We start from the raw sequence: 13,428 nt of genomic DNA on the forward strand, positions 1-13,428 counted from the left end.
AACATATAAAATATATTGCAATATTAAACGTGTAAAGCTCTATTATCTGTTGCAGCTAATGCAGCCTCTTTAATAGCTTCAGCAAACGTAGGGTGTGCGTGACTCATACGAGAAATATCTTCTGCACTTGCTCTGAATTCCATTGCAACTACTGCTTCTGCAATTAAATCGGCACAACGAGCACCAATCATGTGAACTCCTAATACCTCATCTGTTTTAGCATCAGCAAGAATTTTTACAAATCCATCTATATCTCCACCAGCTCTTGCTCTACCTAAAGCTTTGAAAGGAAAACTTCCAGCTTTGTAAGCAACACCTTCTTCTTTTAATTGCTCTTCCGTTTTTCCAACAGCTGCAACTTCTGGCCAAGTATAAACTACACCTGGAATTAAGTTATAATCAATGTGTGGTTTTTGTCCAGCTAAAATTTCAGCAACCATTGCTCCTTCTTCTTCGGCTTTGTGTGCTAACATTGCTCCACGAACTACATCACCAATAGCATAAATGTTAGAAACATTTGTTTGTAAATGATCGTTTACATCAACCATTCCTCTTTCTGTGATTTTTACTCCAGCTTTATCTGCGTTTAATCCAGCAGTGTAAGGTCTTCTTCCTACAGAAACTAAAGCATAATCACCTTCTAAAGAAATAATTTCTCCTTTAGCGTTTTCAGCTTTTACTGTAACTTCATTTCCTTTTCTTTCTACCGATTGTACTTTGTGAGAAACGTAGAACTTCATTCCTTGTTTCTTTAGAACTTTTGTTAATTCTTTAGATAACGAACTATCCATTCCTGGAATAATTCTATCCATATATTCCACTACAGAAACTTGAGCTCCTAATCTTAGATAAACTTGACCTAATTCAATCCCGATAACTCCACCACCAATAATTACTAAATGCTTAGGAACTTCTGGCAATTTTAAAGCTTCAGTTGAAGTGATTATTCTTTCTTTATCTAATGTGATAAATGGCAAGTTAGAAGGTTTTGAACCTGTTGCAATAATGATATTTTTTGCTTCTACTATTTCAGATGAACCATCATTTTTAGTCACTTTAACGTGAGTTGCGTCTTCGAAAGAACCTAATCCTTCAAAAACAGTGATTTTATTTTTGTCCATTAAATATTTAACACCACCTGAAGTTTGATCTACAACTGCTTGTTTTCTTTCGACCATTTTCTGAAGATTAACTTTTACTTCCCCAGAAACTTCAATTCCGTGGTCTGCAAAGTGTTTCATTTCATCGTAATGGTGTGAAGAAGCTAACATAGCTTTTGAAGGAATACATCCTACATTTAAACAAGTTCCTCCTAAAGTTGAATATTTTTCAATGATTGCTGTTTTTAATCCTAATTGTGCACAACGAATTGCTGAAACATATCCACCGGGACCAGAACCTATTATTACTACATCAAACTGACTCATATTATTGTTTTTTGTGTGTGTTATTTATTTTGTAGTGCAAAATTACAAATAAATTTAGTTTTGAATTTATTTTTTTTTAAATTAATCCCAATCTTCTGCCACGAAAACTAGTTCTTTATTCAATTTTGTTTTTAAATAGAGCTTATGTCCTTCTATTTTGTATGAATCGAATAATTCAACACTGTTTAAAAATTTTTTTTCAATTTCATTTTCTTCACAAAACATTCGTGTAAATCTTGCTTGTGAAAAAGAAATTATATAATTCCGTTCTAATTTATAAATAAAACCTAAATTATTACATCCCATTTTTGCTGAAGCATTCTTTTCATCTGTTAAATTTAAATAACACTCTTTTTCCATTAATATTTCTTTACTAAAATCTTCAAATTTAACTAACATCCATTTTCTATGAATATTTTGAGGAGTTTCTTCCATTTTAGTCTTGCATGAAATTAATATTGAACAAAAAAATCCTAACAGTACTCTTTTTGTCATTTTTTATAATTTAAAATTGTTTTTATACTTTACAAAAACACTTCCTAGAATACCCAAAACCCTTGATAATCAAAGAAAACGTTTTCGTAGAATTATTTATTTCATGATAAATATCAGGTTTATAGGTTTTTAAAAATCGGATATTTGAAATATAAAATTAAATAAAGAATTCATTAAATAAAACTAAATCATATAATCATGAAAAACATTAAAGTAATACAAGAATTACACAATTTAGGAATCACAGGATATCATGAAGTAGTTTACAATCCTAGTTATGAAGAATTATTTCAAGCTGAAACTTCTCATGCTAGAAAAGGATATGAAAAAGGAGCACAAACTTCAACAGGTGCAATTGCTGTTAAAACTGGAGTTTTTACAGGGCGTTCTCCTAAAGATAGATATATAGTAAAAGACAATATAACAAAAGACACGATTGATTGGAACAGTGTGAATATGCCAACTTCTAATGAAATTTATCAAGAATGTAAAGAATTAGTAGTAAAACAACTTTCCTCTTCAAAAAAAATATATGTAGTGGATGCTTTTTGTGGAACAAATGAGAACACCAGATTAAAAGTTCGTTTTGTAATGGAAGTAGCTTGGCAAGCACACTTTGTAACCAATATGTTTATTAGACCTTCTACTTATGAATTAGAAAATTTTGGAGAGCCTGATTTCATCATAATGAACGCTTCAAAAACAGTAAACCCTAACTGGAAAGAACAAGGTTTAAATTCTGAAAATTTTGTGATGTTCAACTTAACTGAAAAAGTTCAAATTATTGGTGGTACTTGGTACGGTGGAGAAATGAAAAAAGGTATGTTCTCAATGATGAACTATTACTTACCATTAAAAGGAATTGCCGCTATGCATTGCTCCGCTAATGTAGGTGAAAAAGGTGACGTAGCTATATTCTTTGGTTTATCAGGAACAGGTAAAACAACACTTTCTGCCGATCCAAAACGTTATTTAATTGGTGACGACGAACACGGTTGGGATAATAATGGTGTATTTAATTTTGAAGGTGGTTGTTACGCTAAAGTTATTGATTTAAGCGAGGAAAACGAACCTGATATTTGGAAAGCAATTAAAAGAGATGCATTATTAGAAAACGTAGTTGTAGATGAATATGGTGATGTTGATTACTATGATCATTCAATTACAGAAAACTCAAGAGTTTCTTACCCCATTTATAACATAAATAAAATTGTGTTGCCTTCAAAAGCTGGACATGCAAGTAAAATTATTTATTTATCTGCAGATGCGTTTGGTGTATTGCCACCCGTTTCAATTTTAGATGAAGATCAAGCTCAATACCATTTCTTATGCGGATTTACCTCAAAATTAGCTGGAACAGAAAGAGGAATCACTGAACCACAACCATCATTCTCTCCTGCTTTTGGGGAAGCATTCTTAACTTTACATCCCACTATGTATTCTAAAACATTAGTAAGTAAAATGAAAGAACACAATGCCAAAGCTTATTTAGTAAATACAGGTTGGAACGGAACAGAAAAACGAATTTCTTTAAAAAATACACGTGCAATTATCGACGCAATTCTTGATGGAAGCATTGATAAAGCTGAAACTATAAAAATTCCTTTCTTGAATTTGACTGCACCAAAAAAATTAGACAAAGTCGATGATATTCTAGATCCAAGAACTTCTTACAAAGAACTTGCAGATTGGGAGAAAAAAGCAAAAGACTTAACTGTTCTTTACAATAAAAACTTCGAACAATATTGCGGCACAGAAGAAGGAAAACGATTAGTTTCTGCAGGTCCAAGTTTATAATTAACTATTTTAAGCCACTAATAAATCACTACATTAGTGGCTTAATTTTTTTTATCATAAGATTGTAATGGAAATTGTACCAAAAGTTGACGAAAAAGAAATCAATGAAACTTTAAATATTTTAGCCGATGTCGTTGTAGCATTACATTCGAGTGGTACGCATTATGCTCGTATAGTTCGTAATCTAGAACGTATGGCAGAAGGTTTGGGCTATGATGTTGATTTGGTTTTAACTTTTAACGGAATCGTAATTACAATTAATAAAAATGAAAGCAGTTATACGTTATCAAGAAGTATCAAAGTAAAAGGAATTAATTTTGAAACTGTTTCCGGAATTAGTATTCTATCTTGGGATGTTTATCAAAATAAAATAAGTACAAGACGAATAGGTAAAATTCTCAAAAGAATTAAACGCAAAACAGTTTATCAAAAATGGCAATTATATCTTTTACTTCCTTTGGCAAGTGTAGCACTATGTCGTTTATTTGAAGGTGATTGGTTTCAATGCATTATTGCTTTTATTTCTACCTTTTTAGGGTTTAGTTTTTTAAAATTCTTAAGATCTAAAAATTATAATTTCTTTTTTTCCTATTTTTTGGTTACACTAATTTCAGTTTCAACAATTCATCTTTTAGGTTCTCTTTTTAATCTAAATAATATTGAAGCACTAGCCGTTTCTGTACTATATTTAGTTCCTGGAGTTGTACTAATTAATTCATTTATAGATTATTTAGAAGGATATATTGAAGCTGGAACTTCCAAATTAACTCATGGATTATTTATAATATTCTCTATTGCAAGTGGTTATTTTTTTTCAAATTTTATTTTTGATGAAGGAATTTTTAATCACATATTAATTGATCTTTCTGAAGTTCAGCAGAGTATTACTTTTCATAGAGAAAGCTTTTATCCTTTATTATTGGGTTCAAAATTTCTTTGGGGAGGAATAACATCTATAGGATTTGCTGTTCTTTTCAACACACCAAAAAGAGCTTTATGGGTTGTGTTCTTATTGGGAGGTATTGGTTTTATGATAAAGTATTTTCTGAATGTAGAATTAGACTTTAGTCAGCTTTTTTCAGTTTTCTGTGCTTCTTGTTTTGTTGGAATTTCAGGAATATATTTTGCACATCGTACACATACTCCACCAGTTGTTTTCACAATTCCAGCTGTAATAAATATGATTCCTGGACTTTTAAGTTACAAATTTATGATGGGAATCATTAAATGGATCATGGAACCTAATGGAGAAACTCAAAATGTAAATGATGTAATCGAAACTTTCAACACTGGAGTTTCAGCAATATTCATTGTTTTTGCCTTGGCTTTCGGTGTTGCTTTTGCGGTTATTGTATTTAAAAGTCATACAGTAAAAGAAAAAGACTTAAACCGATTGATCAACTTATATTTTATTAAAAATCCAGAAAAGAAGACTAAACTTTAAAATTAGTTTCATTCTTTACTTCACCAATCATGAAGACACTATGCGTACTTCCAATATGTTGCAGAGTAGTTAATTTTGTCAACATAAATTCTCTATAAGCTTCCATATCTTTAACGTATATTTTGATGATGTAATCATAATCACCACTTACGTGAAAGCATTCTAAAACTTCATCCAATTTTACAACTTCTTTCTCAAAAGTAGTTACACTATCCACATTATGTTGTACTAGCTTAATGTGACAAATAACCATAAAACCTTTATCGATTTTCTTTTTATCAAGTAAGGCAACATATTTAGAAATTATTCCTTCACGTTCTAATTTTTTAATTCTTTCATAAACAGCCGTTACCGAAAGATTTAATTTTAGAGATAATTCTTTTGTGGTTTTTTTAGCATCTAATTGTAGATAACCTACTAGTTTTTTGTCAATTGCATCCATAATTATTAGTTTGAAGTTTCAAAAATACTAAAAATTGATGTTTTACAAACTTTATTTAGAATAATTTTCTAAAAATTTATATTTATGATGTATAAAAGTCTAAATATATACCCATGTGTTGATTATTTAATTACAAATCATCAATTTTGAATAACTTTTAAACTTATAAACATGAGCAAATTTAATCCAGCTGATAATATTCAAGATTTACAATATTTTGGGGAATTTGGTGGTGTAAATCCATCTATTTCTGATTCTTCAACTTATACTTTCCTTTCTGCAAAAACAATGTTTGATACCTTTGAAGGTAATGCTGAAGGATGTTATTTATATTCTCGTCATTCCTCTCCAAGTAATTTATATCTTGACAGAGCTCTAGCAGCCATGGAAGGAACGGAAACAGCAAACGTAGCTGCATCTGGAATGGGAGCAATCACTCCTACTCTACTACAATTATGTGGAAATGGAGATCATATTGTATCTAGTAGAACAATCTATGGTGGAACTTATGCTTTCTTAAAGAATTTTGCTCCAAGAATGGGTGTAAAAACTTCTTTTGTTGATATTACTAAGCTAGATCTTGTTGAAGCGGCTATAACTCCAAATACTAAAGTTTTATATTGTGAAACTGTTAGTAATCCTCTTTTAGAAGTTGCTAACTTGGCTGAATTATCTAAAATTGCAAAAAAACACAACTTAACTTTAGTGGTTGACAATACATTTTCACCTTTATCGGTTTCTCCAATTAAATTAGGAGCTGATATTGTGATTCATTCCCTTACAAAATACATTAACGGAAGTAGTGATACTGTTGGTGGTGTAGTTTGTGCTTCACAAGAATTCATTAATCAATTGAAAGATGTAAATTCGGGTGCTAGTATGCTTTTAGGACCAACTATGGATAGCATGCGTTCTGCAAGTGTGATGAAAAACTTAAGAACTCTGCATTTAAGAATTAAACAACACAGTTTAAACGCAGCTTATTTAGCTGAAAAATTCGAAAAAGACGGAATTAAAACGGTTTATCCTGGGTTAAAATCTCACCCAAGTCATGAAGTTTATAAAAATATGATTAACCCAGAATATGGTTTTGGAGGAATGATGACTATTGATGTTGGAAGTTTAGATAAAGCTAATGCTTTAATGGAATTAATGCAAGAAAAAAACTTAGGTTATTTAGCAGTAAGTTTAGGGTTTTACAAGACTTTATTTAGTGCCCCAGGCTCATCTACTTCATCAGAAATTCCAGTAGAAGAACAAGCTGAAATGGGATTAACAGATGGTTTAATTCGTTTTTCAATTGGATTAGATAACAACATAGAAAGAACTTATGAAATGATGAAAGCTTGCATGAAGGAATTAAATATTCTATAATATCTTATCACTTTAATAAAGTCCGTTTAAGAAATTCTTAAGCGGATTTTTTTTTATATATTGCGTCTTCAAAAAATAATTCATGGATACACATATTAATAGAAATAAAGAACTAAACATTTGGGAAGCTTTAATTCCAGTTATAGCTTTAGTAGGAATGTTAGGCTACAATGTTTACGTTTTTGGAGATGATGCGTTAAGTGGAAGTAATCAATTTATTTTATTAATGGGCGCAGCTGTTGCTGCAATTGTAGGTTTTTTCAACAAAGTGTCCTTTCAAAAAATGATAGATGAAGTCGCCGAAAACATAAAATCTACCGCTGGTGCAATTCTAATTCTTCTAATGGTTGGTGCTTTAGCAGGAACTTGGTTAGTGAGTGGAATAATTCCATCAATGATATATTATGGATTGCAAGTATTAAGTCCAGGAATATTTTTGCCTGCAACATTAATAATATGTTCTGTAATATCAATTGCAACTGGAAGCTCATGGACAACGTCTGCAACTGTTGGTATTGCATTAATTGGAATTGGTGGAACATTAGGCTTCCCCTTAGGAATGGTTGCCGGTGCTGTAATTTCTGGAGCTTATTTTGGGGATAAACTTTCTCCAATGTCAGATACTACAAACCTTGCACCTGCAATGGCTGGAACAGATTTATTTACACATATTAAATATATGTCATTTACAACTGTACCGACCTATATTATTACGTTTATCATCTTTATCATACTAGGCTTAACAGTAGAAACGACTGGAGTTGCGGATTCATCTGCTTTATTAGCCGATATTCAAAAAGCATTTCATATTACACCTTGGTTATTTTTAGTTCCAGCTATTGTAATTGGATTAATTGTTAAAAAAACAGAACCTATAATTGCTTTATTTATTGGAACATTATTAGCTGCAGTTTTTGCATTAATTTTTCAACCTGAAATTGTTTTAATGCTCTCGGGTGAAAAAACTATGAATTTTGCAAATGCTTACAAAGGAATTTTAAATGCAATAACAGTTGAATCAGTTATTCCAACAGATAATGAAAATTTAGCTGATCTATTCAAATCCGGTGGAATGCAAAAAATGTTAGGCACAATTTGGTTAATTCTATGTGCCATGGTTTTTGGAGGAATAATGGACGCGATTGGTGCATTAGCTCGTATTAGTCAAACCTTATTAAGTATGGCAAAATCTACATTTGGATTATTTGCTTCTACTGTGGGAAGTTGTTTAGCCTTAAACATAACAGCATCAGACCAATATCTAGCTATTGTAGTTCCTGGGAAAATGTTTAAAAAAGCTTATCATGATAAAGGTTTAGCACCTGAAAATCTAAGTCGAACTTTAGAAGATTCTGGAACAGTTACATCTGTTTTAATTCCTTGGAATACTTGTGGTGCTTATCAATCTGGAACATTAGGTGTAGATACTTTTGATTATCTACCATATGCTATTTTTAATTATTTAAGTCCAGTTATGACATTAATTTTTGCAGCCTTTAATATTAAAATCAGACAATTGGTTTCAACTATCAAAGATTAGCTTAATTATAATCAAAATCTATTATTTTATAAAAAAAAACCATTACTTTTTTAGTGATGGTTTTTTTTATGTTGTAAATTTACATGAGATTCAATTGCTTACACAGTAAATAAACAACCAAACCAAAAAATATGGAACATTCGAACGACATTAGTAAATGTCCTTTTCATCAAAAAGAGGATAACGTAAAACCAAAAACCACAAATGAAAGTTGGTGGCCTGAAGCATTAAATTTAGACATTCTACATCAACATGATTCAAAGACAAACCCACTTGGTGATAATTTTAATTATGCAGAAGAGTTTAAAAAGTTAGATTTAGAAGCTTTAAAAACTGATTTAAAAAATTTAATGACCGATAGTCAAGATTGGTGGCCAGCAGATTGGGGTCATTATGGTGGATTAATGATTCGATTGGCGTGGCACTCTGCTGGAACATATAGAGTCTCAGATGGTCGTGGAGGAAGTAATACAGGAAATCAAAGATTTGCTCCTTTAAATAGTTGGCCAGATAATGGAAACTTAGATAAAGGTAGAAGATTGTTATGGCCTATTAAGAAAAAATACGGTAATAAAATTTCTTGGGCTGATTTAATGATTCTTGCCGGAAATATGGCCTATGAATCTATGGGTTTTAAAACATTTGGTTTTGCAGGTGGACGAGAAGATATTTGGCATCCAGAATTAGATATTTATTGGGGTGCTGAAAAAGAATGGTTAGCTGAGACTAAAAACAGATATGAAAGTGATGAAAATAGAGAATCATTAGATAATCCTTTAGCTGCAGTACAAATGGGATTAATTTATGTTAATCCAGAAGGTGTTGATGGTAAACCTGACCCTTTAAAAACAGCAATTGATGTTCGTACTACGTTTAAACGTATGGCAATGAACGATGAAGAAACTGTGGCTTTAGCGGCTGGTGGTCATACTGTTGGAAAAGCTCATGGAAACGGAGATGCATCAGTACTTGGAAGAGAACCTGAAGCAGGTGAAATTGAAAATCAAGGTTTTGGATGGAAAAACCCAACAAAAACTGGTGTTGGAGTAGATTCTGTTACAAGTGGAATTGAAGGTGCTTGGACAACAAACCCAACCAAATGGGATAATGGATACTTTCACCTATTAATGAAGTACGATTGGGAATTAAAGAAAAGTCCTGCTGGAGCTTGGCAATGGGAACCAATTAATATTGAAGAAAATGATAAACCTCTCGATGCTTTTGATTCAACAAAAAGAAATAATCCTATCATGACGGATGCTGATATGGCTATGAAAATGGATCCAATTTATAGAGAAATATCAGAACGTTTTCATAACGATCAAGCTTACTTTGAAGATGTATTCGCAAGAGCTTGGTTTAAGTTAACACATCGTGATTTAGGACCAAAAGATCGTTACATAGGTGCTGATGCTCCAAAAGAAGATTTAATTTGGCAAGATCCAATTCCAAAAGTAGATTATAATTTATCAGAGGCTGAAATTGAAGAATTAAAAACAAAATTATTAAATAGTGGCTTAACCAGTGCTGAATTAATAAACACAGCTTGGGATAGTGCAAGAACTTTTAGAGGTTCTGACTTTAGAGGTGGTGCTAATGGTGCCAGAATAAGATTAGCTCCGCAAAAAGATTGGATTGGAAATGAACCAGCACGTCTTCAAAAAGTATTAAATAAATTAACAGAAATCCAAGCAGGATTAACTAAAAAAGTAAGCATAGCTGATTTAATAGTTCTTGGTGGAACTGCAGCAGTAGAAAAAGCAGCTCACTATGCTGGCGTAACTATAAAAGCTCCATTTTTACAAGGTCGTGGTGATGCAAATGCTGAAATGACAGATGGTGAATCATTTGCTGAATTAGAACCTACAAATGATGCTTTTAGAAACTTTATGAAAAAAGAATATGCTGTTAAACCAGAAGAATTAATGCTTGACAAAGCACAACTTTTAGGATTAACTGCTCCAGAAATGACTGTTTTATTAGGTGGAATGAGAGTTCTTGGAACAAATTATGGTGAAACTAAACATGGTGTTTTTACAGACAAAGTTGGAACACTTACAAACGATTTCTTTGTGAATCTAACGGATATGAATAATGTTTGGAAACCAATAGCTGGAAACTTGTACAACATCAACGACAGAAAAACAGACCAAACAAAATGGACTGCAACTCGTGTAGATTTAGTTTTTGGTTCAAATTCAATTTTGAGAGCTTATGCAGAAGTTTATGCGCAAGATGATGCTAAAGAAAAATTTGTGAATGACTTTGTAAAAGTATGGACAAAAATCATGAATAATGATAGGTTTGATGTAAATTAAAACTATTTACAAAATAATCTTAAACTACAAAACCACCTTTTGGTGGTTTTTTTTATGAAATTACTAAAATAAAAACTTAAAAATTATCATTTAAATAAATAAAGTGTTAAATTATTAGTAAGAAATATACGCATAATAAATATCTATATCTTAATAAGAACAAATCATAATACTATTGACTTTTTATTACTTGATTTTGTAATTTTGCAGTAGAAATTTAATCATTAAAAAAATAAACACAATGGCATTAGTAGGAAAAAAATTCCCAAACATTACAGTTGACGCAATTTCAGCAATGGGAGATAATTTAAGAATTAACGTTTTAGAAGAAGCAGTAAACAACAAAAAGAAAGTAGTTTTATTCTGGTATCCTAAAGACTTTACTTTTGTTTGTCCAACAGAATTACACGCTTTTCAAGCGGCTTTAGGTGAATTTGAAAAAAGAAACACTATAGTAATAGGAGCTTCTTGTGATACAAATGAAGTTCACTTTGCATGGTTAAACACAGCAAAAGACAATGGTGGAATTGAAGGTGTTACATATCCAATTTTAGCTGATACAACTCGTAATTTATCTGCAAATTTAGAAATTCTTGATGCAGAATGGGTTTATGATGAAGAATTAAACGAGGAAATTTTAGAAGGTTCAAACGTGACTTTCAGAGCTACATATTTAATTGACGAAGAAGGAAAAATTTTCCACGAAAGTGTAAACGATATGCCATTAGGTAGAAATGTAAACGAATATTTACGTTTAATCGATGCTTACACACACGTACAAGAAAAAGGTGAAGTTTGTCCAGCAAACTGGGAAGAAGGTAAAGAAGCAATGACTGCTGATAGATTAAGTACAGCTGCATATTTAGCTCAAAACTAATAGAAAAAATTCCAAATTTAAAATTCCAAATTCCAAGAATATAACTTTGGGATTTGGTTTTTTTAATTGAAAAATCCAAAAAATATGTTTACAGAAATAGAACAAGATAATTTAGCCGAAGTTATAGCTTCAAACGAAACGGTTGTAGTGCAATATTCAGCAACTTGGTGCGGAAATTGCCGTATTATGAAACCAAAATTTAAAATGTTGGCTTCACAAAATGAAAGTATTCCGTTTTTAATGGTTGATGCAGAAAAATTTCCTGAATCGAGAAAATTAGCAACAGTGGATAATTTACCGACTTTTGCAACTTTTAAAAACGGAAAATTAGTAAATCAAACGCAAACTAATAAGTTAGAAGTTTTAACGGAATTAGTAAATGAAGTAATCTAATTATGAAACTACCTGTTATCAAACATTTAACTCAATTTATTGAGGATAATGATCAAGATTATTTAGTAGAAACCATTGAGGTTTTAGAAGCCTTAACTGAAGTTCCATCTTTAAAAGATGAAGAATTGGATGTTATTGGTGAGTTAATCTCAAACATGTACGGAGCTCTTGAAGTCCACAAAATGGTCAAAGAAGGAAAAGACAAAAAAACAGCGCTAAATGATTTTATGAAGCGTGTTTTAGGATCTATTGATAAATAAATTTATGCTCTCAATTTGGGAGCATTTTTATTTATAAAACTTTTTCTTCAACCAAAAAGCCACGTTTACTAATATAATCAAAGCTGGTACTTCCACTAAAGGCCCAACAACTCCAGCAAAAGCTTGTCCACTATTGATTCCGAAAACGCCAATAGAAACAGCAATAGCTAACTCAAAATTATTTCCAGAAGCTGTAAATGATAAAGCTACAGCATCACGATAATTTGCTCCAATTTTCTTAGCCACAAAAAACATCAAGAAAAACATTATGGTAAAGAAAATTACTAACGGAATTGCAATTCTAATCACATCAAAAGGTAAATCTACTATCATCTCTCCTTTTAAACTAAACATTATGACAATTGTAAACAATAAAGCAATCAATGTAATTGGAGAAACAAACGGAATAAATTTCTGATTAAACCATTTATCACCAATATATTTCTTTATAAAATAACGACTAGCAACAGCTAACGCAAACGGAATTCCTAAATAAATTCCAACCGTTTTTGCTATTTCAGCTACTGTAATGTCTAATTCTAAACCTTTTATTCCGAATAAAGGCAACATTACTTCCAAATAAAAATAAGCATATAAACTAAAAAAGAAAACTTGCAATAGACTGTTTATTCCAATTAAACCCGCTGTTAATTCACGGTTTCCTTCAGCCAATTCATTCCAAACGATAACCATGGCAATACATGGAGCAATTCCAATGATGATTAATCCTGTCATGTATTCTGGATAATCCTTCAAGAAAAAAGTCGCTAATAAAAACATTAAAAATGGTCCAACTATCCAAGTAATTATAAATGAAATTCCGAGTAATTTCGGTTTTTCAAACATCAAGGGTATTTTTGAAAAATCAATTTTAGTTAAAGGTGGATACATCATTAAAATTAATCCAATTGCTAAAGGAATATTTGTTGTTCCAGAAGAAAAGGAATTTATAAAATCTGCTGAATTCGGAATAAAATAACCAATTCCAACACCAAATAACATCGCTAAAAAAATCCAAAGTGTTAAATATTTGTCTAAAAATCCTAATCTCTTTTTCATAC

Annotated in this window: 12 protein-coding genes; 8 read left to right on the forward strand and 4 right to left on the reverse strand. The window is 31.2% G+C overall.

All coding sequences use genetic code 11. The annotated features are described in order from the left end of the window. Positions 1 to 23: 23 nt before the first annotated feature. Positions 24 to 1,427: a dihydrolipoyl dehydrogenase gene (gene lpdA, locus G507_RS0102590; protein WP_026716026.1), complete on the reverse strand. Its 1,404-nt coding sequence runs from the start codon at positions 1,425 to 1,427 to the stop codon at positions 24 to 26. Positions 1,428 to 1,508: 81 nt separating this feature from the next. Then, the gene (locus G507_RS0102595) at positions 1,509 to 1,922 is read right to left on the reverse strand and encodes an META domain-containing protein (protein WP_084518914.1); all 414 of its coding nucleotides are present in this window, start codon (positions 1,920 to 1,922) and stop codon (positions 1,509 to 1,511) included. A 198-nt stretch (positions 1,923 to 2,120) separates the two neighbouring features. Here G507_RS0102595 and pckA point away from each other — a divergent pair, with 198 nt between their 5' ends. Further along, complete coding sequence (gene pckA / locus G507_RS0102600) at positions 2,121 to 3,719, forward strand: phosphoenolpyruvate carboxykinase (ATP) (RefSeq protein ID WP_026716028.1); 1,599 nt, start codon at positions 2,121 to 2,123, stop codon at positions 3,717 to 3,719. A gap of 67 nt (positions 3,720 to 3,786) precedes the next feature. Continuing rightward, the gene (locus G507_RS17475) at positions 3,787 to 5,163 is read left to right on the forward strand and encodes a threonine/serine exporter family protein (protein ID WP_084518915.1); all 1,377 of its coding nucleotides are present in this window, start codon (positions 3,787 to 3,789) and stop codon (positions 5,161 to 5,163) included. Here the strand turns inward: G507_RS17475 and G507_RS0102610 are convergent. Further along, positions 5,153 to 5,605, reverse strand: a complete 453-nt coding sequence (locus G507_RS0102610) for an Lrp/AsnC family transcriptional regulator (RefSeq protein WP_157496466.1) — start codon at positions 5,603 to 5,605, stop codon at positions 5,153 to 5,155. The two genes, G507_RS17475 and G507_RS0102610, sit on opposite strands and share 11 nt — an antisense overlap. Positions 5,606 to 5,776: 171 nt before the next feature. On the opposite strand from G507_RS0102610, the gene G507_RS0102615 reads away from it, so the two are divergent. The 6 genes from G507_RS0102615 (at position 5,777) to G507_RS0102640 (ending at position 12,367) form a co-directional block, all read left to right on the forward strand. Beyond that, positions 5,777 to 6,979, forward strand: a complete 1,203-nt coding sequence (locus tag G507_RS0102615; RefSeq protein ID WP_026716030.1) for an aminotransferase class I/II-fold pyridoxal phosphate-dependent enzyme — start codon at positions 5,777 to 5,779, stop codon at positions 6,977 to 6,979. Between the two features lie 82 nt (positions 6,980 to 7,061). Further along, positions 7,062 to 8,519 (forward strand): Na+/H+ antiporter NhaC, encoded by a 1,458-nt coding sequence (gene nhaC, locus G507_RS0102620; protein WP_026716031.1) that lies wholly within the window; start codon positions 7,062 to 7,064, stop codon positions 8,517 to 8,519. Positions 8,520 to 8,650: 131 nt separating this feature from the next. Next, positions 8,651 to 10,837, forward strand: a complete 2,187-nt coding sequence (gene katG, locus G507_RS0102625; RefSeq protein WP_026716032.1) for a catalase/peroxidase HPI — start codon at positions 8,651 to 8,653, stop codon at positions 10,835 to 10,837. A gap of 241 nt (positions 10,838 to 11,078) precedes the next feature. Beyond that, a complete protein-coding gene (locus tag G507_RS0102630) occupies positions 11,079 to 11,714 on the forward strand; it encodes a peroxiredoxin (protein WP_026716033.1) in 636 nt (211 codons plus the stop codon). 84 nt (positions 11,715 to 11,798) lie between these two features. Next, positions 11,799 to 12,107: a thioredoxin family protein gene (locus G507_RS0102635; protein WP_026716034.1), complete on the forward strand. Its 309-nt coding sequence runs from the start codon at positions 11,799 to 11,801 to the stop codon at positions 12,105 to 12,107. Between the two features lie 2 nt (positions 12,108 to 12,109). Continuing rightward, a complete protein-coding gene (locus tag G507_RS0102640) occupies positions 12,110 to 12,367 on the forward strand; it encodes a DUF6952 family protein (RefSeq protein ID WP_026716035.1) in 258 nt (85 codons plus the stop codon). Positions 12,368 to 12,394: 27 nt separating this feature from the next. Here G507_RS0102640 and arsB read toward each other — a convergent pair whose 3' ends face one another. After that, positions 12,395 to 13,426 (reverse strand): ACR3 family arsenite efflux transporter, encoded by a 1,032-nt coding sequence (gene arsB, locus G507_RS0102645; RefSeq protein ID WP_026716036.1) that lies wholly within the window; start codon positions 13,424 to 13,426, stop codon positions 12,395 to 12,397. Positions 13,427 to 13,428 lie beyond the last annotated feature (2 nt).

Source organism: Flavobacterium gelidilacus DSM 15343 (assembly GCF_000422685.1).
GTDB lineage: Bacteria > Bacteroidota > Bacteroidia > Flavobacteriales > Flavobacteriaceae > Flavobacterium > Flavobacterium gelidilacus.

What these genes read in the sequence shown, in the direction of transcription:
- G507_RS17475 (WP_084518915.1), top strand. Translation starts at nt 3,787, where the DNA reads ATGGAAATTGTACCAAAAGTTGACGAAAAAGAAATCAATGAAACTTTA.
- arsB (WP_026716036.1), bottom strand. Translation starts at nt 13,426, where the DNA reads ATGAAAAAGAGATTAGGATTTTTAGACAAATATTTAACACTTTGGATT.
- G507_RS0102595 (WP_084518914.1), bottom strand. Translation starts at nt 1,922, where the DNA reads ATGACAAAAAGAGTACTGTTAGGATTTTTTTGTTCAATATTAATTTCA.
- lpdA (WP_026716026.1), bottom strand. Translation starts at nt 1,427, where the DNA reads ATGAGTCAGTTTGATGTAGTAATAATAGGTTCTGGTCCCGGTGGATAT.
- katG (WP_026716032.1), top strand. Translation starts at nt 8,651, where the DNA reads ATGGAACATTCGAACGACATTAGTAAATGTCCTTTTCATCAAAAAGAG.
- G507_RS0102640 (WP_026716035.1), top strand. Translation starts at nt 12,110, where the DNA reads ATGAAACTACCTGTTATCAAACATTTAACTCAATTTATTGAGGATAAT.
- nhaC (WP_026716031.1), top strand. Translation starts at nt 7,062, where the DNA reads ATGGATACACATATTAATAGAAATAAAGAACTAAACATTTGGGAAGCT.
- G507_RS0102635 (WP_026716034.1), top strand. Translation starts at nt 11,799, where the DNA reads ATGTTTACAGAAATAGAACAAGATAATTTAGCCGAAGTTATAGCTTCA.
- G507_RS0102615 (WP_026716030.1), top strand. Translation starts at nt 5,777, where the DNA reads ATGAGCAAATTTAATCCAGCTGATAATATTCAAGATTTACAATATTTT.
- G507_RS0102610 (WP_157496466.1), bottom strand. Translation starts at nt 5,605, where the DNA reads ATGGATGCAATTGACAAAAAACTAGTAGGTTATCTACAATTAGATGCT.
- G507_RS0102630 (WP_026716033.1), top strand. Translation starts at nt 11,079, where the DNA reads ATGGCATTAGTAGGAAAAAAATTCCCAAACATTACAGTTGACGCAATT.
- pckA (WP_026716028.1), top strand. Translation starts at nt 2,121, where the DNA reads ATGAAAAACATTAAAGTAATACAAGAATTACACAATTTAGGAATCACA.